This window comes from Actinokineospora bangkokensis, assembly GCF_001940455.1.
GTDB lineage: Bacteria > Actinomycetota > Actinomycetes > Mycobacteriales > Pseudonocardiaceae > Actinokineospora > Actinokineospora bangkokensis.
The window spans coordinates 166,220-188,468 of the sequence record NZ_MKQR01000028.1; the positions used below are offsets into that span (position 1 = coordinate 166,220).

The 22,249-nt window shown below is 71.8% G+C and carries 14 protein-coding genes and 1 tRNA gene; 5 read left to right on the forward strand and 10 right to left on the reverse strand.

Going from position 1 to position 22,249, the window contains the following annotated elements; all coding sequences use genetic code 11:
* Nucleotides 1–30: 30 nt before the first annotated feature.
* A complete protein-coding gene (locus BJP25_RS27875) occupies nt 31–1,470 on the reverse strand; it encodes an alpha,alpha-trehalose-phosphate synthase (UDP-forming) (RefSeq protein WP_075978001.1) in 1,440 nt (479 codons plus the stop codon).
* A 107-nt stretch (nt 1,471–1,577) separates the two neighbouring features.
* On the reverse strand, nt 1,578–2,912 hold the full coding sequence (locus BJP25_RS27880; protein WP_084794750.1) for a threonine/serine exporter family protein: 1,335 nt from the start codon (nt 2,910–2,912) through the stop codon (nt 1,578–1,580).
* 253 nt (nt 2,913–3,165) lie between these two features.
* On the opposite strand from BJP25_RS27880, the gene BJP25_RS27885 reads away from it, so the two are divergent.
* A tRNA-Thr gene (locus tag BJP25_RS27885) sits at nt 3,166–3,238 on the forward strand.
* Nucleotides 3,239–3,293: 55 nt separating this feature from the next.
* On the opposite strand, the gene BJP25_RS27890 is transcribed toward BJP25_RS27885, so the two are convergent.
* The 8 genes from BJP25_RS27890 to BJP25_RS27925 form a co-directional block, all read right to left on the reverse strand.
* Entirely contained in the window at nt 3,294–4,016 is a 723-nt protein-coding gene (locus BJP25_RS27890; protein WP_143219353.1) for a site-specific integrase, read from the reverse strand.
* A 159-nt stretch (nt 4,017–4,175) separates the two neighbouring features.
* Entirely contained in the window at nt 4,176–4,817 is a 642-nt protein-coding gene (locus BJP25_RS27895; protein WP_233158305.1) for a thioredoxin domain-containing protein, read from the reverse strand.
* The gene (locus BJP25_RS27900) at nt 4,817–6,244 is read right to left on the reverse strand and encodes an AAA family ATPase (protein ID WP_075978474.1); all 1,428 of its coding nucleotides are present in this window, start codon (nt 6,242–6,244) and stop codon (nt 4,817–4,819) included. The genes BJP25_RS27895 and BJP25_RS27900 overlap by 1 nt, the downstream gene beginning before the upstream one ends.
* A gap of 738 nt (nt 6,245–6,982) precedes the next feature.
* Nucleotides 6,983–7,714: an IclR family transcriptional regulator gene (locus BJP25_RS27905; protein WP_075978475.1), complete on the reverse strand. Its 732-nt coding sequence runs from the start codon at nt 7,712–7,714 to the stop codon at nt 6,983–6,985.
* 99 nt (nt 7,715–7,813) lie between these two features.
* The gene (locus BJP25_RS27910; RefSeq protein ID WP_198943620.1) at nt 7,814–8,779 is read right to left on the reverse strand and encodes a cyclase family protein; all 966 of its coding nucleotides are present in this window, start codon (nt 8,777–8,779) and stop codon (nt 7,814–7,816) included.
* The gene (locus tag BJP25_RS27915) at nt 8,772–8,957 is read right to left on the reverse strand and encodes a hypothetical protein (protein ID WP_198943621.1); all 186 of its coding nucleotides are present in this window, start codon (nt 8,955–8,957) and stop codon (nt 8,772–8,774) included. The genes BJP25_RS27910 and BJP25_RS27915 overlap by 8 nt, the downstream gene beginning before the upstream one ends.
* Before the next feature lie 107 nt (nt 8,958–9,064).
* On the reverse strand, nt 9,065–10,483 hold the full coding sequence (locus tag BJP25_RS27920) for a TRAP transporter large permease subunit (protein WP_075978004.1): 1,419 nt from the start codon (nt 10,481–10,483) through the stop codon (nt 9,065–9,067).
* Nucleotides 10,483–11,829 (reverse strand): RraA family protein, encoded by a 1,347-nt coding sequence (locus BJP25_RS27925; protein ID WP_075978005.1) that lies wholly within the window; start codon nt 11,827–11,829, stop codon nt 10,483–10,485. Before BJP25_RS27925 ends, BJP25_RS27920 begins: the two co-directional genes overlap by 1 nt.
* 293 nt (nt 11,830–12,122) lie before the next feature.
* Between BJP25_RS27925 and BJP25_RS27930 the strand changes: the two genes are divergently transcribed.
* The 4 genes from BJP25_RS27930 (at nt 12,123) to BJP25_RS27945 (ending at nt 22,223) form a co-directional block, all read left to right on the forward strand.
* Entirely contained in the window at nt 12,123–12,896 is a 774-nt protein-coding gene (locus BJP25_RS27930) for a PP2C family protein-serine/threonine phosphatase (protein ID WP_084794752.1), read from the forward strand.
* A gap of 2 nt (nt 12,897–12,898) precedes the next feature.
* On the forward strand, nt 12,899–14,233 hold the full coding sequence (locus BJP25_RS27935; RefSeq protein WP_075978007.1) for an FHA domain-containing protein: 1,335 nt from the start codon (nt 12,899–12,901) through the stop codon (nt 14,231–14,233).
* On the forward strand, nt 14,230–15,993 hold the full coding sequence (locus BJP25_RS27940; protein ID WP_075978008.1) for a serine/threonine-protein kinase: 1,764 nt from the start codon (nt 14,230–14,232) through the stop codon (nt 15,991–15,993). The genes BJP25_RS27935 and BJP25_RS27940 overlap by 4 nt, the downstream gene beginning before the upstream one ends.
* 89 nt (nt 15,994–16,082) lie before the next feature.
* Nucleotides 16,083–22,223, forward strand: coding sequence for an Ig-like domain-containing protein (locus BJP25_RS27945; protein ID WP_075978009.1), 6,141 nt, complete (start codon nt 16,083–16,085; stop codon nt 22,221–22,223).
* The last annotated feature ends 26 nt before the right edge of the window (nt 22,224–22,249 follow it).

Below are 22,249 nucleotides of genomic sequence, written 5' to 3' on the forward strand. Positions count from 1 at the left end.
CTTCTCCTTGGGGACATCGGTGTCAGGGGGCTAGTGGCCGTGCTCCGGGTCCAAGGCATCGAGGAAGGAGCGCGCCCACCGGTCGACGTCGTGGGTCAGCACTTGTCGCCGCAGCGCGCGCATCCTACGGCGACCTTCGGCTGGATCGATCGTGAGGGCCGCGAGCATGGCCTTCTTGACGCCGTCGAGGTCGTGCGGGTTGACGAGGAAGCTACTCGTCAGCTCGGCCGCGGCCCCGGCGAACTCGCTGAGGACTAGGGCACCGCCCAGGTCGTGCCTGCACGCCACGTACTCCTTGCAGACGAGGTTCATGCCGTCGCGCACCGGCGTCACCAGCATCACGTCCGCGGCGGCGAAGAACGCCGCCAGCTCCGCCCGCCCGACCGACTGGTGCAGGTAGTGCACGACCGGCCGCCCGACCTTGCCGAACTCGCCGTTGATGCGGCTGACGATCTGCTCGATCTCCCCGCGCATCCGCTGGTAGTGCTCGACCCGCTCGCGCGAGGGCGTCGCCAGCTGCACCATGGCGACCTCCTCCGGGTCGACCTTGCCCTCCTGGAGCAGCTCCTGCAGGGCGTAGAGGCGCCGGTCGATGCCCTTGGTGTAGTCCAGCCGGTCGACCCCGAGGATGACCTTCTTGGGGTTGCCCAGGTCGGCGCGCACCTGCTGGGTGCGGGCGATGGTCTCCTTCTTGCGGGCCAGCGCGTCCAGGCCGGTCGAGTCGATGGAGATGGGGAACGCGCCCACCCGCACCGCCCGGTCGCCGAGCTGGATGACGCCGGGGCGGGTGCGCACGCCGACCGCGCCGCGGGTGGGCTCCAGGCCCAGCAGCCGCCGGGCCAGCCAGAGGAAGTTCTGCGCGCCGCCGGGCCGGTGGAAGCCGACCAGGTCGGCGCCGAGCAGGCCGCGCACGATCTCCGCCCGCCAGGGCAGCTGCATGAACAGCTCGGTGGGCGGGAACGGGATGTGCAGGAAGAAGCCGATCCGCAGGTCCGGGCGCAGCTCGCGCAGCATCGACGGCACCAGTTGCAGCTGGTAGTCCTGGATCCACACCGTCGCGCCCTGGGCGGCGACCTTCGCGCACGCCTCCGCGAAGCGGTGGTTGACCTTGACGTAGGTGTCCCACCAGCCGCGGTCGAACACCGGGGTGGCCACGACGTCGTGGTAGAGCGGCCAGAGGGTGCCGTTGGAGAAGCCCTCGTAGTAGTCGCGCACCTCCACCGCCGACAGCGCCACCGGGTGCAGCCGCAGGTCGTCCTCGACCAGCTCGTCGACCTCGACGTCGGGCACGCCGGGCCAGCCGACCCAGGCGCCGCTGTGGCTGCGCAGGAACGGCGCCAGGGCGCTGACCAGGCCACCCGGGCTGTGCTTCCAGCGCTGGGTGCCGTCGGGCAGCCGCTCCAGGTCGACCGGCAGGCGGTTGGCCGCGACGATGAAGTCCGCGCCCCCGGGTCCGTTTCCGCTGCTCACGCTGGCTGCGCCTCCTGTCGGCCCGGGGACGGGGTGGTGGGTTCGAGGCTAACGGCCGCGGGCCCGGCCCGCGCCCTGCGGGCGGGGCCCCCGGCGCGTGCCGTGGGTCACTCCAGCCTGCGCCGGGTGGGCCGCAGCGGCCCGGACATGCGCGGCCCGGCCAGCCGCCGCTCCAGCCGTCCCAGCCCGGAGCGCACCGGCTGGGCCAGGTACTCCCCGAGGACGACCCCCGCCGCCAGCGCCAGCGCGATGGCCGCGGCCAGCATCAGCGTCGGCAGCCCGGCCACCGACCGCTCCACGGCCAGCTGGAAGACACCGCGGTAGGTGGTGATGCCCGGCAGCAGCGGCACCATCCCGGACACGGCCACCACCAGCGGCGGCATCCGCAGCCGCCGCGAGACGACCCCGCCGCCGAACCCGACCGCGGCGGCCGCGGCCGCCGACGCCGCGATCGGCCCGGTCCCGGTCAGCGCCAGCGCCCCGTACACCGCGGTCCCGACCCCGCCCGCGGCCGCGGACACCGCGAGCGCGCGCGGCCGGGCATAGCTGGCCAGCCCGAAGCACCCGGCCGCCGCGGCCCCGGCGAGCGCCTGCACGGGCAACCGCAGCGGGCTCGGCGGCAGCGGGTCGGCCAGCGGCGTGTACTGCATCCCCAGTGCGGTGGCGACGTTGAACGCCAGCACCACCCCGGTGATCAGCCCGGCGGTCATCAGCGAGACCTCCATGGCCCGCCCCGCCGCGGTGACGTTGTAGCCGCTGATGGCGTCCTGCACCGTCGACACCACCGACAACCCCGACAGCAGCACCGTGATCGCCGCCGCCACCAGCACCGTCGGCCGGTCCGCTGGCACCAGCCCGCTGGTGAAGATCGCCAGCGCGCCCCCGGTCGCCAGCGCGCCGCCCACCGCCTGCTGGAAGAAGAACGGCAGCGCCCGCCGGTTCAGCAGCCGCCCCACCCGGTCGATGACGGCCGTGATCCCCCCTGCGAACAGCGCGCTCAGCGGCGCCCCACCGATCAGGATCGTGATCGCCACCGCCATCCCCGCCCACGCCAGCGTCGCCACCCAGCGCGGGTACGGGTGCTCGGCGCTGGTGATCCGCTCCAGCTCCACCTGCGCGTCCTCGGCGCTCACCCGCTGCGCGGTGATCCGCCGCACCAGGTCCTCCACCGCCGCCAGCCGGGTGTAGTCCAGCGACCGCGACCGCACCACCCGCAGGCTGGTGATCGGCGGTTCCTCGCTGCCCCGCCTGCACGCCACCGTGATCGAGGTGAAGATGACGTCCACCTCGCAGTGCGGCAACCCGTACGCCGACGCCACCGCGATGATCGTCGCCGTCACGTCGGAGGCCCCCGCCCCCGACGTCATCTGCACCTCCCCGATCCGGATCGCCAGGTCCAGCACGAAGTGCACCGTGCGCTCGGCGGGCAGCGCGGGCCCCATCACCACCTCGCGCGGCACCCGCGCGGGCGGCGCCGCGCGCTCCTCCTCCCGCACCCGCCACCACCCGGCCCCCGCGCGCTCCACCCCGGCCCCACCGCCACCGCGCCGCTCACGCCCGGAGCGCCCCAACCGCACCGAAACCGCCTCCCGTCAGACACATCGGATGAATCCCAGCGACAGTGTCCAACCCCGGCCCGCCCCGCAACAGCACGGGTCAGGGCCCTAGGATGTCCCCTGGTGCCCTGTGCGCCACGCCGGTATAGCTCAATTGGCAGAGCACTCGCCTTGTAAGCGAAAGGTTCGGGGTTCGAGTCCCCGTACCGGCTCTCTTCCCCCTGGTCAGCAGGGGTGTTGGCGGGAGCTGTCCGAATCCGCCCATGGTTAACCTATGCTTTGCCCGCGAATCTCGGTCCGCGTCCCGGCCGCCGCGTGCCCCACCACCTTGCACGCCAGTTGCACCTCCTGCGTGGTGTGGACGTTGCTGTGCACCAGGTAGTCCGCGATCTCCCGGGCGCTCAGCCCGGCCCGGTTGAGCCGGTCAGCCACTAGTGCCGGAACATGTACGAGTGCAGCTCCGCCGGGACGGTTCCGTCCGGCACCTTCCGCAGCGCCGTCCGCGCGTTGTTGGGGTCGCGCAGCGTGCCCCGCGAGGACCGGAAAACGAACTCCGACCACCGCTGCTCGTATCGTGCCCGCAGACACTCCACCGCCCCACCGAGGCGGCTTGATCGTCCGCATCCCCGCGCTGGTCTTGGTGTGCGGCTGCACCGCCAGGCCCTCACACGCGATCCGCGTCGCCGTCCCCTCGAACCGCACCGTCCCCGCCTCGAAGTCGCCCCACGACCAGTCCAGCGCCAACAGCTCCCCGATCCGGCACCCCACCCCGGACAGCGCGGTAACGAAGTCCGGCAGATCGTGCCGTTCGGTGTACGGCAACGTCCGCAGGTGACCTTGCCGCCGCGCCGTAGAGTCCTCGGTTAGCACGATCTTCGGCTGCGCCTTCCTCAGCCGCGCCGGGCTCAGCTCCCGAACCGGGTTGTCCTCCCGGGCGTCGTGCCGCACCGCCAACGAGAAGATCCTCCTCAGCACGATCTTCCCGTGCACCCCCGACGCCTATTACTGATATGGAGGCTGCAACTGCGGCGCGAATCCTACGTCTGGCCTACGCTAATAGGACGAACAAGCGCGAAATTCTGGAGTTGTACAGCGACGTTCTTATCGACTGGTTCGAGGTGTCCACATCGTCAAACTGTTTGTGACGTCTTATTGATGCCATTCGTTCACTACGGAATCTATTGTTTTCAGCATTGCTTTCCATCCGCTCAACTGATTCACTTTTCCATGCAGATCCAAGGACTCCAATAGCTGTCTTCTGTGAGAAGAAAATCTAGCGTGCATCTGCTGGCGTCGACGTCCGGTTGTTTCGGAGGCGGCAACCAGGCATTCTGCGAGAATCTGCTTAGGATCCGATCTTCTCTCTACCTCGCGGAGGGAGGGCAGGGGTAGTTGACTCCTTCCATTAGGTTTCCCGGCAACTCTGCGTATCGCTTGTTCGTCGAGTAGTAGCCAAGCTTCTGTCATTCTTACTGGAATGACTGGAAGTATCCGGCCGAAGAATCCAGCGGCAGTGCATCCTTTTGTTATCTCGTCAAGTCTTACGGCCGGTTCTACGTTGTCACTGTCGCGGTGCACGATTATCAGATCGGGGACGGAAGACTGCCCTTGAAATGCTAGTCCGCTCGAAACTCGTCCGGCAACCGTCTTGTCTTTGAGATGTGGAAGAAGTTCGAAGTCGAGCGAAGTAACTCGAAGCTGAATGCCGCGAAACAGGAAAAGCGATTCGAAGATTTCGCCGAGAGCGGAATCGGACGTGCCTTCGCAGAGGTACAGGCCGCGCTTTTCCATTAAGCGCTCCTCATAGGCAAAGACAATTGGGCGTGAGGCGGTGCTGTCAAGTATGCGACTATGTCAGCTTTGGTGAAACCCAACGATTGATTCCAAGAGGCGCGCCAAGACCCTTCATATGGAGTCAGTCTTACTGACTTGACGATGTTCTTCTTATCCATTGTTTGCTGCTTGGCTTCCGCAAGTAGGAGATCTCCAGGATCACATAGCTGTACTACCCCAGGAGAATGGGTATTAACAATGACTTGGCGGAATGGATTACTTGGCCCGATAGCTTCGGTGGCATCCACTGCAAGATCTCTGATGAGATTCAGCATTGCAGTCAGATTGGCGGGGTGAATCCCGTTCTCCGGTTCTTCCATGCAAAGCACGCCCGTAAACTCGGGGTCCTCTAGGAGAACACACAAAGCAAGGAATCGAAGTGTTCCTTCCGATAGGGCGCGAGCGGGCAGTCTTAGGCCGCCACGTTCTTGAAGAAATAGGGTAAAAACCTCACGTACTGGGTCCGAAACAACCTCAATCTCCTCAACCGTTACACCCGTTAGATCGGATAGCCTGCCAGCAACCCGGGCATATACAGCTTCTTCGCCGTCTGCTTCATTAGTGCGACCCGCTTCGTGTACGATTCTATACAGAGAGGAAGCGAGATGGCGCCCGTTAGTTTCCATTCGTCGAGGATCAGTAAAGTTGTCTGGCGTTCTCAGAGCTGAGGGTTCGAGTGCTAGACGTCGCCAGCTTTGCATCTCGCGTCGCGCCGCAAGAATCGTCGGATAGTCATTGGTGCTAACAGTGCTCAATACAGTCCTGCCTGCGCGTTCTGCAAGCCGCGGTTGAGGTTTTCCTCGACTACCACCATCCCCGTGAACATTAATGATTATGACATCATCTCGCAATTCTGTAGAAAGGTAAGCCTTGCCGCTTCGGTGGCCTTTTACTACCGAATTGCGAAAATGCTGAGCGTTATGCCGAAACTTCAGGTGCCGCGGTGCGTCTGACTTGATTATATGGCGCAATTCTTCCCATAGGAGTGTAAGTCTGCCCACGCCTCCTTCCCCTTCTGGGGGCGAATAACCGAGCTTCAGCTCGTAGCGCAAGAACGTTGTCGTGGCTCTCGCCGATGATCCCAAATCGTCTTCTACTTCGTCGGGCACCAACATCTCAACCGCAAAACTTATAACTTTATCACTAGATCGAAAACCGTCCCAAAAAAGATCCCTAATATCGCCCGCTCGGCCAGAGCTGGCGCTACGAACCATTTGTGCAGACTCCATCAATGAATCTGTGGCCAAATAAGATAGAAACTCGATTGCGTCGAATATATTGGACTTTCCTACGCCATTCGTTCCTGCGATGCACGTAAAGGGTCCAAATTCGACAGATGTGTCATAGAGATTTTTAAAGCCTTTTACTTCAAGTCGGGTTAGCATGCTGTTACTGTACTGGTCGAGGTCGCCTACCGCGTAGCCATGCGGCGTATGGTTGCTTTAGCTTGCTGAATCTGCCTCTAGGGGATCAAGGCACCGCCGCCTGCGCGGCGCGGCAGCGGTGGGCCGGTCCAGGCCGCTCGGGTGCGGTGTCCGCCGTGCCACGGCACGGGCTCCCGCCTCGCTCCGGCCGCGAGCACGCGGCACAGCTCCCTGGCCGGTGCCGGAGCTGCCACGCCGCGCCAGGCGGCACGGCACCGGGACTCCCGTGAGGCCACGCCTCCCCAGCGGGCAGCGTCACCGCTGGACGCGTGAGTGCTCCTTCGCCCTCGATCGTCTAGCTCCGGGAGGGGGTCATCAAGGGCGCCTGCGGCGTCGCTGGCGCCATGAGGCGCTCACCCTTGACGACCCCCCTCCCGGGGCTAGGGATGGTCTGTACGAAGGAGCGGGGGAAGTAAGCAGCGGGGATGCGAGCCGCGGCTTAGTGAGCCTGAGCTGGGCGGATGATCAAGCTGAGCACCCATGCTTTACCCATGAACACCCTGCCAGTCGACGTCAAAGATGCACGATGACGAACGTTTGCACTCGTTATCTGTGCTGCTAACGGGCGCTTCTGGCAGTCCATGAGGGACAACGGCAGGGGCGCGGGGTCGAGCGAAAGGTTCGGGGTTCGAGTCCCCGTACCGGCTCCACCGCAGTTCAGGCGTGGTCTGACCGGACCGCTCGGCGCGTCGCCCCGGGTCAGGGGATTCGGCGGGAGATGGCGAGTGCGGCGCGTTGGAGTTCGGCGCCGAGTTCCTGCACGCGGTCCTCGGGCAGGTCGGCGGTGGTGCCGGTGACCTGGACGGCGGCGGTGGCCTCGCCGTCGGGGGTGGGGACCGGGGCGGCGACGGAGGCCATGCCGGGTTCGCGCTCGCCGCGGGCCTGCGAGTAGCCGAGCGCGCGGATCGAGCTGAGTTCGGCGGCGAGGGCGGCGCGGTCGACGACGGTGCCGTCGGTGCGGGTGTGGTCGGTGAGCTGGTCCAGGTAGGCGGTCAGCTCCTCGTCGGACATCTGCGCGGCGAGCGCCTTGCCCGCGCCCAGGTGCAGGGGGAGCCGTTCGCCGACGGGTAGTTCGTAGCGCAGGGGGGCCGCGCCGGTGACGCGGGCCAGGACGACGCGGGACCAGCCGATGCGCTTGAACAGCGACGCGGTCAGGCCGGTCGCCGCGGCCAGGTCCTGGAGCACGGGTCGTGCGGCGGTGAGCAGGGGGCTGGTGGTCAGGTAGGCGTGCGCGCCGAACACCAGGCCGACGCCGGGGCGGTAGCCGTGGGCGTCGCGCTCGACCCGGCCGCGCGCCTCCAGCACGCTCAGGATGCGCTGGGTGGTGGGGATGGGGAGGCCCGCGCGGCGGGCGATGTCGGTCAGCCGCAGGGCGTGGTGGCTGCTGTCGACGACCTCCAGGATGTCGATCGCGCGTTCCAGCGACCGCATGCTGGTCGCGGTTTTCGGCTGGTCCGGCACGGTGCCCCCTGCGAGGTGATCGCTGACGGCACCATCCTTCCACACAGTGGTAATGAGTACCGTGAGCGGTCAGCGCAGGGCGGTGGCGTTGGGCGGTGAGCCGACGCCGCCGACGAGGTGCAGCGGTTTGACGACGACGAGCGCGTCCCAGCGCTGGTGTTCGCGGCTGTCCGCGACGAGGGCGGTCAGGTCCCACAGCTCGCCGAGCGGGACGCCGAGCTTGGCGATGAGCTCCTGGTGCACCATCCCCCCGTCCTCGGGGGCGGTGCGCAGGAAGGTGTCGGTGGCGACCGGCAGCACCTCGACCGCGAACGTGTCGGTGGCCAGGAGCGCGACCCGGTGGTCCCACAGCCAGGCGGGCAGGTCGCGGGTCTGCCGGAAGCCGGTGGCGCGCCGGGCCTCCCGCACCTCGGCGCGGCGCTCGTCGTCGGCGTCGAGGAACCACCGCGCCCAGCCGGTGTGCACGAGCACGAGGTCGCCGGGGCGGACCCGCTCGCCCTGGGCGGCGAGGGCCCGGTCCAGCACGTCGACGTCGAGCGCGGGTCCCCACCGGTGGTCGAGCGGGGTGCCCTCGGCGGCGAGCAGGCCTTCGACGTCCACGACGACACCGCGGCCGACGATCGGCTTCTCCGCCCACCGCTGCACGCCGAGCGCCGGGTGCCCGGCGCGGACGTCCTCGTCCGGCACGCCGTTGTAGAAGCCGTGGCCGGAGGCGCGCCGGTGGCGCAGCCCGTCGACCTGGGAGGTGGCTTGCAGCCAGAACTCGCGCAGCACGTCGTCGCGGGAGTTCTCGTGCGCCGCGACGACCTCGTGGCGCGGCGCCGAGCGCGCCCGCGCCATGGGCGGGTCGAAGGCGTCCAGCGCGTGGTCGAGGCTGAACACCGCGCCGCGCTCCACCGACGCGGCGGCGGCCGCCACCTCGGCCGGCCCGGCGAAGTTGGCGGTGCCGCGCTCGGGGTCGCGGTCGAACACGCCCCAGCTGGAGCCGGGCGGGTGGCGGGTGAGCAGCTCGGCGTAGGTGGGCACGTCAGCCATGCTGGTCCTGCTTGCCGTAGGACAGCGCGAACGACAGCAGGCCCGCCACCGACGCCCCGCCGAACGCGAAGGGGGCGAGGGTGCTCGCCCACTGCCGGGCGGCGCTCGCGTCACCCAGGGCCAGCGCCGCGGCTTGACCGAGGACGATCGCCAGGCCCGCGAGGAGGAAGAACACCACGGACACTCCGAAGAGGACGGATGTCGCGGTCGCTGCCCTGCTCGGCGTTGAGAGGTGTGCGCTCACTGGTTCTCCTGGTTCAGTGCGAAGGGCGGTCGGGCGAGGGGTCAGACGGGCAGGACGCCGACGGCGATCAGCACGCCGAGGCCGAGGATGGGCAGGCAGTAGTAGCGCAGCAGCGGCAGGAACGTCTTCACCGGGTCGACCCGCGCGATGCCGGAGGCGACGTAGATCGGTGCGCCCGAGGGGGGTGAGGCGCCCTCGGTGGAGGCGAAGATCAGCACGGCCGCGGCGGCGACCGGCGCCGGGATGCCCGCGCCGACCAGGGCCACGACCGCGACCGGGCCGATGGCGGCCATCGTGGCGCTGGCGGTCAGCGGGACGGCGGTGGCCACGACGATCACGCCGATCGCGACCGCCATCAGCCACGCCGGGGCGTCCAGGCCGGTGAGGACCTGCTTGAGCTGGCCCGCCAGGCCCAGGTCGGCGAGGACGTTGGAGGCGGAGAACGCGGCCACGATGGTGATGCCGATGACACCGAACGACGGCGCGGCACCGGCGATCGTGGTCCGCCAGCCCGCGGCGGTGCGCGGCAGGTGCCTGCGGCCCAGCACGAGCACGAGCGCGATCATCAGCACCGGGATCCAGGTGACGAGGCTGATGACGTCCGGCATCGCGTACGGCTGGGCGGCCAGCGCCGTGCCGTCGGAGAGCACCACCGGCTTCTTGAGCTGCTCGCCGACACCGGAGTAGGTGCCCAGGGCCTCGGCGACCGGCCCGCGGGTGAGCAGCAGCGGCACGAGGATGGGCAGGAACAGCAGCAACGACGTCCACCCGGTGCGCAGGCTCTGCCGCAGCGGCAGCAGGTCGGCCCGCGACATGGGCTCGATCCCGTTGCGCCGCACCAGGTACCACACCAGCACGATGCGGTAGCCCAGGCACCACAACCCGGCCAGCGCCAGCGGCGCGACGATCTCGTCGGGCTGCATCACCCCCTGGGCGGCGAGGCCGCCGACGAGGATGAACATCGTGGCGGAGAAGGGGAACGACACGCCCATGCCCGCGCCGCCCGCGACGACCGTGGCCGCCAGCTCGGGCTTGACGCCCGACCGCTTCATCCACGGCACGGTCACCGACCCGACCGCGGCGGTGACCGCGGCGCCGACGTGGGCGATGGCGCCGAACGCGCCGCCCGCGACGGTGGCGGTGTAGACCGACCCGCCGCGCAACCGGCCCAGGCCCGAGTTCAGCAGGTCGATCAACCGGTCCAGCACCGGTGTCCTGGTCAGCAGGTAGGACATGAACACGAACGCCAGGCCCGCGAACGTGACCTCCTCCTGCATCGCGTCGAGCACGGCCTCCCCGATCGAGTGCCACGCCGAGCCGCCCGCCACGCCGCCGACCAGCGCGAACCCGCAGACCGCGACGAACCCGATGGCCATCGCCTCGCCGATGTTGCGCTTGACGACCGCGTTCCAGAACACGATCACGCCGACGAACGCCAGCAGCGCCCACACCCCGGTCATCACGCGGTCCCGGCGAGGATCGCGGCCCGGCGGCGGGCCTCGTCGGCCTCGACGGCCCGCCCGCCCCGCAGGCTCGCCCCGACCTCGGCGGCGGGCACCACGATGACGCCGTCGTCGTCGCCGACGACCAGGTCGCCGGGCCGCACGACGACGCCGCCGACCGCGACCGGCACGTTCACCCGGCCGGGCCCGTTCTTGTACGGCCCGGCGGGGCAGACCCCGCGCGCCCAGGTCGGGAAGCCGATGTCCTCCAGCTCGACGACGTCGCGCACGGCCCCGTCGACCACGATCCCGCGCACGCCGCGCCGCTTGGCCCGCTCGGCCATCAGCTCCCCGATCAGCGCGCGGCTGGTGTCCCCGCCGCCGTTGACGACGAGGACGTCGCCGGGCCTCGACGAGGCGATCGCGCTGTGCAGGGCGAGGTTGTCGCCGTTGCGCACCCAGACGGTGCGCGCGCGACCCACCACCCTGGCGCCGCGCCACAGCGCGCGGATGCCGCCGTCGAGCATGCCCATGCGGTCGCGCGCGTCACCGATGTTGGCCACCGGCAGCCCGGCGAACCGGTCGAACAGGTCGTCGGAGGGGGCCAGGGCGGCGTCCGCGGCGGCGCGGTGGGTCTCCGCGGTGGCGCGCGTCATCACCGCCCGCATCCCCAGCTCCTCCAGCAGGTCCGCCGCCGCCTCCGACTCGCCCGCCCGGCGCGCGGCGTGCTTGAGCGTCCCGTCGTGCAGCCTGGCCAGCGCCTCGTCGCCGCCGGAGAGCTCGCGGGCGATCTGCTCGCGCACCCACGCCTCCGCGCCCGCCGCGTGCCCGGCCGCCACCGACTCGACGAGCAGCGCGCCGAGCCCCTTCATGAACGTGCTGCGCAACAGCTTGCGCGCCGAGGCGTCACCCGGGGCGCCGCCGATGTCCTCGGCGGCGGCGCCGAGCGCGGCGAAGGCCTCGGTCACCGCGGTGGAGGCCTGCCCGCTGACGATCACCGAGGTCGCGGCGCCCCGCGCGGGCACGGGCCCGATCACGGCGACGTCGGCGAACCGGTGCTCGCCCACGACGGCCGCGATCCGCTGCTTGACCTCCCGCGCGGCGGTGTTGAGGTCCGCGAACACCGCGTCCGGCGCGAGGTGGGGCGCCACCGACGCGGCGGCGCCCTCGGCCGCGGCGCCGCCGACCAGGCTCACCACCAGCCGCGCGCCGCTGACCGCGGCCTGCGGCGACTCGGCGCGCACGACCTCCGCGGGGGTGGTCCCGGCGACGGGGTCGTACCCCGCGACCTCCCAGCCCTGCTCCACCAGCCCGGCCGCGTACAGCGCGCCTGCTTCGCCCAGCCCCAGGACCGTCGCCCGCATGTCGCCTCCAGTTTTCATACAGTGATAACCGGTCTCGCTAGATGGTTACTATTGCCGCGAGGTGAGAAGTACGTCAACCCTTCGCGGCGAAGTCGGGAACGGGTTCGGGTGCGGCGCCCGACCGCGTCGGGTGCGTGCGGCGGCACGGGGTCACCCCTGGCCACCGCGCGGCCCGCTGTGGCGCATGTGCGCTCCCGGCTGCGGTGAGCGGGGGTGGGGGTGGATGCTCACGGAGTGCAACGTTCCTGCGAGTCCCGGCGATGTCGTCGGCAGGTGTCCGGGTGGAGGTCGTCGTGAGTGTTCCGGTGGTCCGGGTGGGGGCCGCGAGTGACGTGGGGGCCGTGCGCGCCGCCAACGAGGACTCGTTCCTGGTGGGGGAGTCCGTGTTCGCCGTGGCGGACGGGATGGGTGGTCACGCCGCCGGGGACGTGGCCAGCGCGATGGCGGTGGAGGGGTTGCGCGGCCTCGACGCCGAAGGGGGGAAGCGGGCCGATGACGTGCGCGCCCGGTTGGTGCGGGTGAACGCCGACATCGTGGCCGCGGGGGTGCGCGACCCCGGGCGGTCGGGGATGGGGACGACGGTGACCGGGATCTGCCTGGTGGACTTCGCCGGGTCGCCGCACTGGGTGGTGTTCAACGTGGGGGACTCGCGGGTCTACCGGTTCGCCGACGGGGAGTTCGCGCAGCTGACCACCGACCACTCCGAGGTGGCCGAGCTGGTGGCCGCCGGGGAGCTGACCCCGGAGGAGGCGGCGGTGGACTTCCGGCGCAACGTCGTCACCCGCGCCCTGGGGTCGGCCGTGGCCCCCGAGCCGGACCTGCTGGTGCTGCCGCCGACCGAGGGCGACCGGTTCCTGCTCTGCTCCGACGGGCTCACCAACGAGCTGCCCGACGAGGACATCGCCGCGGTGCTGGCCAGGGTCGACGACCCGAAGGAGGCCGCCCAGCGCCTGGTGGCCGACGCGGTGGCCGCCGGTGGCCGGGACAACGTCACCGCCGTCGTCCTCGACCACGTGCGCTCCGCGGCCGACGACGCCGGGGAGACCGCGCCGAGGAAGGTGACCTAGCGATGCCGTCGCGGTACCGCGCGGGTGGGTGGACCGCGGTGCTCGGCCGCCGGTGTGCCCTGCTCCTCGCGGTACCGCCGGACTCGCCGGTGGTGGCCGCCTGCTGGGCGCAGGTGGACGCCGACCCCCTGGAACTGCTCGCCGCCGCGACCGGGGGCGCGCTGCGCGGTGCACCCGACTTCGCCATCGCCGGGCAGGGCGTGCTCCTGCTGCGCGGGGCGGCCCGCGCGGTGGTGGGCGACGAGGAGTTCGCAGGCGCTGGGGTGAGCACGTGGCGGGAAGTGCCGCTGGCCGAGGGTGTGGGCGCGGTGACGCTGGTGGCCGAGGACGCCACCGGACCTGCTTTGCCGCTGTTGGGCGGGATCGTCGCCGCGGGCGAACTGCACGTCGACTTCGCAGGCACAGCGCAGCCTCACCCCGCCGGGCGGGCACCTGACGAACCCGAAGCACGACAAGCGCAGCCCATCGCCTCCCAGGCCGCGCCACCTGAGCAGCGGGACGAAGCACCGGAGCAGCCGGTGCCCCCCGTGTCTACGGAACCTGCGCAGCCAGACGACGCGCCGGCGCCGTCGGCTCTCGGGCAGCCGGTGTCGTCCGATGTTGTGGCGCTTGAGAAGCCGACGAGTGACCCGGTGCTCGCGCAGCCGCCTCCCGCCGAGGTCGCGGTGCCTGATCAGCGGGACGAGGTGCCGCCGGAGCCGACCGGGATGACGGAGGTCGTGCCGGGCGGTGCGACGACCACCGTGGCCGCCGTCGACGCGATGGTGTCCGCCCTCGCCCAGCCCGCCTCCGGGGCCACCGAGTTCATCCCCCGCGACGCCACCCAGGTCATCACGCACCTGGACTGGGCGGCCACCCCGCCGCCCCCGCGCGCCCTCGCGCCCGGGCACGTGCTCGCCGTCCGGTGTTCCCAGTCGCACCTGAACCCGCCCGAGGCGCGGCAGTGCCGGGCGTGCCAGGGGCCGATCGCGGAGCAGGAGATCGAGGAGGTGCCCCGGCCGGTGCTGGGGGCCCTGCGGTTCTCGACCGGGGACCTCATCCCGCTGGACCGGGGGGTCGTCATCGGGCGGGCGCCGGACGCCTCCGCGACCGCGCAGGGGGTGCGGCACGTGCTGAAGGTGCCCGGGGACGACATCTCGCGCACGCACGCCGAGGTGCGGTTGGACGGGTGGCGGGTGCTGGTGGTCGACCTCGGGTCGCGCAACGGGACGTCGGTGACGCCGCAGATGGAGGTGACCTTCGAGGTGGGGGCCGAGCGGGCGGTGGAGCTGGCGCCGTGGGCCTACGTGGCGCTGGGCACCGGGGGGACCGGGTTCACCTACGAGGTGACCGGGTGAGCGCGCCGCGCATCGAGGGGCTGCGGTGGCAGCGGTTCATCGGGTCCGGCGGGTTCGCCGACGTGCACCTGTACCGGCAGGCGCGGCCGCGCCGGTCGGTGGCCGTGAAGGTCCTCAAAGGACTGGAGCCCGCGCTGCGGGAGCAGTTCACCGCCGAGGCCGACGCCATGGTGGAGCTGGAGGACCACCCGAACATCACCCCGGTGTACTTCACCGGTGTCAGCGACGACGGCAGGCACTACCTGGTGATGCCGTACTACCCGCAGGAGAACTACGCCGACCGGGCGCGGCGGGGGCCGCTGCCGGTGGCCGAGGCGCTGTCGGTGGGCATCCAGGTGGCGGGGGCGGTGGACGCGGCGCACCGGGGCGGCATCCTGCACCGGGACATCAAGCCCGCCAACATCCTCGTGGACAAGCACGGGGCGCCGCGGCTGTCGGACTTCGGGATCGCGGGCCGGGTCGGGGTCACCGAGACCGGGGACGTGGCGATGTCGGTGCCCTGGGCGTCGCCGGAGGTGGTGGCCGGGCACGCCTCGGCCTACACCTCGGACATCTACTCGCTGGCCGCGACCACCTGGCACCTGCTCGCGGGGCGCTCGCCGTTCGAGGTGCCCGCGGGCGACAACTCGACCGACGCCCTCGTCCGGCGCATCCAGGACCCGGCCGCGCGCCCCTTCCCGCTGCCGCCCGGGGTGCCCGCGGAGCTGGAGAAGGTGCTGCTGCGCGGGCTGTCCCGCGACCCGGCGCACCGGCACCAGGCCGCGCGCGACTTCGCCCTGGCGCTGCAAGCGGTGGAGTACCGGCAGGGCACGCCGACGACGACCATCACCATGGTCAGCACCCCGCGCCCGGCCGAACCGCTGTACCAGCACACGTTCGGCCCCCGGGGGACGCCGCAGCCCGAGCCCGAGGACCTCGACAAGACCGCCGTCAAGCGCGATGGAGACGACGACCCCGTCGACGAGGCCCCGGCCGAGACGTCCTACACCCCCAAGGCGCCGACGGAGACGGGCTTCCGCCCCCGCAGGCAGCCCGCCCCCGAGACGGGCCACCAGCAGCAGCCCGCCGCCGAGACGAGCTACCGACCCAGGGGGCAAGCCGCGCCGGAGACGAGCGTGCAACCCCGCAACCCGTTGCCGCCACAGGGTTTCGCGCCCCTGGCGCAGCGCCCTCCTGGCACCTCGGGCCCGCAGGGCCACCCCCGCCCGGACAGCAGGCCCACGCCGCCGCGCTACGACTCGGGTCCGCGCTACGACCAACCCGCGCCCCGGCCCACCCCTCCTCCGCCGCCTGCCCAGCAGCCCAGGCAGGACACGCTGCCCCAGGGCCCGCCACCGCAACCGCCCGCCGAGCAGAAGAAGCCCCTCGCCGCCATCGCGCTCGGCGCGGTGGCCGTCCTCGCCGCCGTCGTCACCGGTGTGATCCTGTTCACCGGTGGGGGTGGCGGGAAATCGCCCAGCAGCACCGTCGCCGCGCCGCCGAAGGTGGTGCAGGAGGACGTGCCGCCGGGCAAGCCGACGCTCGTCGCCTCCCGCGTCGACCCGGCGACGGTCCGGTTCACCTGGACCTACTCCGCCCAGTTCAGCTCCGACACCTACGCCTGGCGGACAGCCGACGGACAGCGCTCCGGCACCTCCCCGACACCCGTGCTCACCCTGCCGTCGCCCGCGGGCACCCCGGTGTGCGTGCAGGTGAAGGTGGTGCGCGCGGACGGCAGCAACGCCTCCGCCGAGTGGTCGCCGCAGAGCTGCGCGAGTTGACAGAAACCTGTCCGTTATCCCCTTCCTGCAACACCGGGGCCGCAGCCCGCGATAACGGCGGGTGACAGGCCAGGGACGTAAGGGGAGAAGTGGGCTTCTTCAAGCGGCACCGCACCGCGATCGCGTCCACGGCGGTCCTGGTCCTCGGCGCGAGCGCCCTGGTCACCTTCGCCCTGTCCTCCACCGGCTACCCGGTGCGCCAGGCCGACCTGCACGACGGCGGGATCTGGGTGACCAGCGACGCCGACGGCCTCGTCGGCAGGCTGAACAAGCCGGTCGGCTCGCTCGACGCCGCGTTCTACCCGCCCGGCGGCGCGCAGACCTCCTACCAGCTCGACGTGCTGCAGGACGGCGCCGCCGTGGTCGCCCGCGACCTGGCCACCGGCCGGGCGCTGCCGGTCGACGTCGGCCTGGCCAGGGCGCTGCCGGACGGCGCGGTGCCGGTCGGTGCGGACGTGCGGCTGCGCTTGGGCGGTGGCACCCTGGCCGCGCTCGACCCCGCCTCGGGCAAGGTGTGGGCGACCAGGGTCGACGAGCGGGCGGGCACCACCGACCTGTCCGGCATCGACCCCGCCGGGCCCGCCGTGGCCACCCTCGACGGGGGCGGCACCGCCGCGCTCGCGGTCGGTGTCGACGGCGCCGTGCACGCGGTGTCCGCCAGCGGCAAGACGGTCACCGTCCGGGTCGGCGACAGCGGCTTCGAGCCCGCCGACTACGGGCAGCTGAGCGGCAAGCCGCGCGCGGCGCAGGCCACCGCCGTCGGTGAGCTGATGGTCGTGCTCGACACCGGCGACGGCACCCTCTACCTGCCCGACGGCTCCACCCGCGCCCTCGGCGCGGACGCCGACGCCCGCTTGCAGCAGCCGTCGCAGTCCGCGGCCACCGCGCTCGTCGCCACCAGCCGCGGGCTGTTCGCTGTGGGGATGGGCGACGGCGCCATCACCGCCCTGCACGAGGGCGCCGCGGGTGCGCCCGCCGCGCCGGTGCGCCTCGGGGACTGCGTCTACGCGGCGTGGGCCAAGTCCACCCCCGGCTACGTGCGCGCCTGCGGCGGCGGCAAGGCCACCCCGGGCAACCTGCGCGACGAGGCCGCCCTGGTCAAACCGCAGTTCCGCGTCAACAGGCAGGCCGTGGTGCTCAACGACCTGGCCACCGGCGCGGTGTGGGACCTGGGCACGCAGCAGAAGGTCGACGACTGGTCGGCGGTCAAGCCCCCGCCGATCGAGAGCGACAGCGACAAGTCCAAGGACGACAAGAACACCGACGCCGCGCGGGACAAGCCGCCGAAGGCCGTCGACGACACCCTGGGCGCGCGGCCGGGCCGCACCACCGTGCTGCACGTGCTGGACAACGACTCCGACCCGGCGGGCAACACCCTGTCGATCACGGCGCTGAGCGCCACCCAGGTCGCGGGCTCCCAGCTCTCGGTCGCCCCGGACGGGCAGACCGTGCAGGTCACCATGCCGCCCGGCGGGCAGAGCGCGTCGTTCAAGTACACCGTGGACGACGGGCGCGGGCTCACCGCGACCGCCACCGTGTCCGTGCAGGCGCGCGCCGAGGCCGAGAACAAGCCCCCGGAGCCCCGGCTGGCCTACCAGCCCCGGGACTGGTCGGTGCCCGCGGGCGGCAACCTCGTCATGCCCGCCCTGGCCGACTGGCGCGACTTCGACGGCGACCCCATCGTGCTCGCCGACGCGGCCGCCGAGGCCGGGTCCGTCACCACCACCCCGGACGGGTTCGTCGAGTACACCGCCCCCGCCGAGCCGGGCCGCCAGCCCGTGCGGTTCCGGGTCACCGACGGCCGCTCGGAACCGGTGGGCGGCACCGAGAACGTCGTCGTGCAGGACCCGGCCGCTGGCGCGGCGGTCGCCCCCACCGCGGAGCCGGACGTGGCCCGCGGCCAGGTCGGCAAGCCCATCGTGGTGCGGCCGCTGGAGAACGACCGCCCCGGCGCCGACCCGACCGACCCGCTGGCCCAGCTCGCCCTGGCCGCCGAGGTCGCCACCCCGCCGGGCACCACCGTGCTCTCCGACCTCAAGACCGGCACCGTCACGGTGACCGCCACCAAGCCGGGCACCACGTTCCTGGAGTACACCGCCTCCTACGGCAACGCCCCCTTCGCCAAGGGCAGCATCCGGGTGGACGCGGCACCGGCCCCGCCGTCGCCGCTGCCGCCGGTCGCGGTGCCCGACAGCGCGGTGGTGCGCGGGCAGCTGCCCACCCTGGTCGACGTGCTCGCCAACGACTTCGACCCGGCGGGCGACCTGCTCGTGGTGCAGCGCGCCGAGACCACCACCGACGCCCAGTTGCAGGTGGCCGTCGTGCGCGGGCGCTGGCTGCGGATCAACGCCGTCACCCCGGCGCTGCTGCCGAACCCGCAGGTGGTGCGGTACAGCATCACCAGCGGCGCCACCGGTGAGGTCACCGGCGAGGTGCAGGTGACCCAGCTCGCCCCGCCCGCCGACGACACCCCGGTGCCCAAGGACGACCACGCGACCGTCCGCGCGGGCGACGCCGTGACGATCCCGGTGCTGGACAACGACACCTCGCCCAGTGGGGCGCCGATCGTGCTCCAGGCCAACGTCCAGGGCGCACCCGGGCCCGGCATGTTGTCGGTGACCGGCGTGCAGGACCCGGACACCCAGGTCGGCACGGCCTACACCAACGGCGGCACCGTCCGCTACGTGCCGCCCGCGGCCGTGGACGCGCCGACGAAGGTGACGGTCAAGTACGTGGCGCAGAACGCCTCGGGCTCGCCCGCCTTCGGGTACGCGCACATCACGATCACCCCGGCGCCCTCGCCCACCAACCCCGACCAGGCGCCCACCCCGCAGCCCGTCGAGGCGCGCGCGACCGCGGGCGACACCCTGGAGATCTCCCTGCCCACCTCCGGCGTCGACCCCGACGGCGACTCGGTGACCGTCACCGGGATCGGCTCCGCGCCCGCCCTGGGCCGGGTGCTCGCCGTGGGCGCCACCTCGGTCACCTACCAGGCGTACCCGACCACCGCGGGCACCGACAGCTTCAAGTACGTCGTCACCGACCCCTACGGCAAGTCCGCGGAGTCGGTGGTGCGCGTGGGCGTGGTGCCGCCCGGCGACCCGCAGCCCGCTGTCGCGGTCGACGACGTGGTCACGGCCGCGCCCGGGTCCCGCGTGGCGGTGTCGGTGCTGGACAACGACGTGCGCGCCCCCGGTGACACGCTCGTGGTGGAGCCGCTGGACAAGCGCAACCCGGTGCTGCCGCCGGAGGTCGAGCTCGACGAGCAGACCGGTGTCGTCGAGCTGACCGCGCCGGAGGCCACCGGCAAGCCGCTGGTGGTCGTGTACGCGATCGCGGGCGGCCTCGGCGACCCGTCGCTGGCGACGCTCACCCTGCGCGCGCAGGAGGACTACAACGCGCCGCCGGTCGTGGCCGACACCTACGCCCAGCCCCCGCCGCCGGGCTCCGGCACCGTCGCGGTCAACGTCCTCGACCACGCGGGCGACGTCGACGGCCCGTCCGACAAGCTGACCGTCACCAGCACCAGCGACCCCCGGGCCGTGGTGAGCGGCGGCGAGCTGACCGTCCCGGTCACCGACCAGCCGCGCACGGTCGCCTACGAGGTCACCGACGCGGGCGGTGCCAAGGCCGTCGGGTTCCTGCACGTGCCCGCCACCGGCAACGGCGCCCCCTACGCCAAGGCCGGGCAGTCCATCGAGGTCGACGTGGACGGCAGCACCACCGTCGACCTGGCCGAGTACGTGGTGGACCCGGCGGGCAAGCCGGTGAAGCTGACCCTGGTCGACCGCATCGCCACCTCGCCCGCCGCGGGCCTGCGCGCGGCCGCGGACGGCGAGGCCAAGCTCGTGCTCACCGGCCTCGCGGGCTACAACGGCCCGGCCGCGGTGACCTTCCAGGTGACCAACGGCGCCTCCCTGGCCGACGGGCAGACCGCCTACATCTCCGTGCCGGTGCAGGTGGGCCCGGAGGTGCCGGTGCTGCGCTGCCCGAGCGGGGCGATCACCCTGACCGCGGGCGGCACCAGCGCGGGCATCGACGTCACCTCCGTCTGCCACGTGTGGACGGCCAAGGCCGAGACCGCCCGCGACCTGCGCTACTCGGGCGCGTGGAAGGCCGACCCCGGCGACGTCGACATCGACGGCAACGGCAGCAGGCGGCTGCGGCTCACCGCCGCGGGCGCGGCCCGCCCCGGCGCCACCGGCGTCCTGGAGGTCACCGTCGACGGCACCGACGCCGCCCCCGCCGCGCTGCCGGTGGTCGTCGCCGCCGCCCCGCCGCCGTCGGTGGCCCCGGTCATCCAGGACGGCATCAAGGCGGGCGACACCGCCGAGGTGTCCATGGTCGCCTACGTCCGCTCCCGGCTGCGCGACCCCGAGGTCGGCGTGGTGTCGGTGCGCCAGGTGGCGGGCATGGCCGCGACGACCTCGGTGGCGGGCTCGCTGGTGCGGCTGACCCCGGGCGCCGACGCGCACGGCCAGATGGCCTTCGACGTGGTGGTCACCGACGTGCCCGACCGCTCCCGCACCGACCGGCAGGTCACCGGGCGCATCACGCTCAACGTCCTGGGCGTGCCGGACGCGCCCGGCACCCCGGTGCCCGGCCGCACCACGCTGAGCAAGGTCGTGGAGCTGTCCTGGCCGACCCCGGCGTCCAACGGCGCGCCGATCGAGGGCTACGAGGTGGAGTACGACGGCGGCTCGCAGGCGTGCGCCGCGTCGCCGTGCACCATCACCGGGCTGACCAACGGCCGCGACTACAGCTTCGCGGTCAAGGCCAGGAACCTCGTCGGCTGGAGCCCGCTGTCCGGCCGGTCGGCGGCCGCGCAGCCCAACACCGTCCCCGGTGCGGTGGGCGCGATCACCGCCAGCGACCCGCAGGACCACAGCCTGCGGCTGAGCTGGAGCGCCCCGCCGAACGAGGGCACGGCCGTGCAGCGCTACGAGATCGCCTGGACCGGCGGCGGCCGCTCGACCGCCCAGGGCACCTCGGCGACGATCACCGGCCTGGACAACGACACCGTCTACACGTTCACGATCGTCGCGGTGAACGCCCAAGGACCCGGCCCGGCCAACACCGGCCGCGGCCAGTCCGCAGGCGCCCCCGCGGCGCCGGGCGCGCCCACGGCGACGACCTCGCTCATCGCGGGCGGTTCGCGCACGGCGGTCGTGCTGGACTGGGCGGCCGTCGGGTCCAACGGCCCCGGCCCCACCACCTACACGGTGAACCGGGACGGCCGTGCGATCTGCACCGACACCTCCGCCACCACGTGCGCCGACGACGGCGTGGCCAACGACGGCACCGTCTACAGCTACACCGTGACGGCGAAGAACTCCGTGGGGCACACCTCCCCGCCCAGCCCGCCCGCGCAGGTCGAGGCGTCCGCCCAGCCCGACCCGGTGTCCGACATCCGCGTCACCGCCACGGGCCGGGACAACACCGCCGACCTGTACTTCGACGTGCCCCCCTCCCGCGGCAAGACGAACACGGTGAAGTGCACGGTCAACGGCGGCGGCTCGTGCGGAACGTGGACCTACGGCCGCGACGGCGCGCAGAACGCCTACTACGCGATCACGGTGCCCACCAACGGCACCGAGTACACGGTGACCCTCCAGAACTGCAACGGCTCCACCGGTCCCAACGCGTGCAACCAGGCCACCAGCGGCGCCTTCACCACCTACGGCAACATGAAGGACCTCACCGTCTCCGCCTCCCCCAACGGGCAGAGCGTGAACTACAGCGTCTCGGTGGACCCCAACGGCAAGCCCGCCACCGTGCGGGTGCAGAGCAGCGCCGGCCGCGACGAGTCCTTCACGACCTGCGCGTGCGGGGTGTGGTCGCAGTCGTTCACCGACAACGTCGGCTACAGCTACACCGACACCATCACCGTGACCGTCAGCGACGCGGGCAGGCCCACCCTCACCAAGCAGGCCCAGGCCCGCACCCAGGACCCGCCGCCCCCGCCGCCGTCGGTGGAGGTCGCCAAGGGCAACCCGTGCAACGGCAACTGCGCCGGGTGCACGGACGTCAGCTGCGCGTTCATCTTCGTCACCACCAAGAACTTCACCGGTGGCGTGACGTGCACGTTCAACAGCGACCACGGCAACGGCGGCTTCGTCAACCAGAACTACGGGCCCAACGAGGCGCGGCAGTCCCAGAACTACTACGGCTACCCGGGCGAACGCGTCTACGTCACCTGCGGTGGCGTGCAGGGATCGGCGCTCTGGTGAACACCCCCACCCAGGAAGAGAAGGAC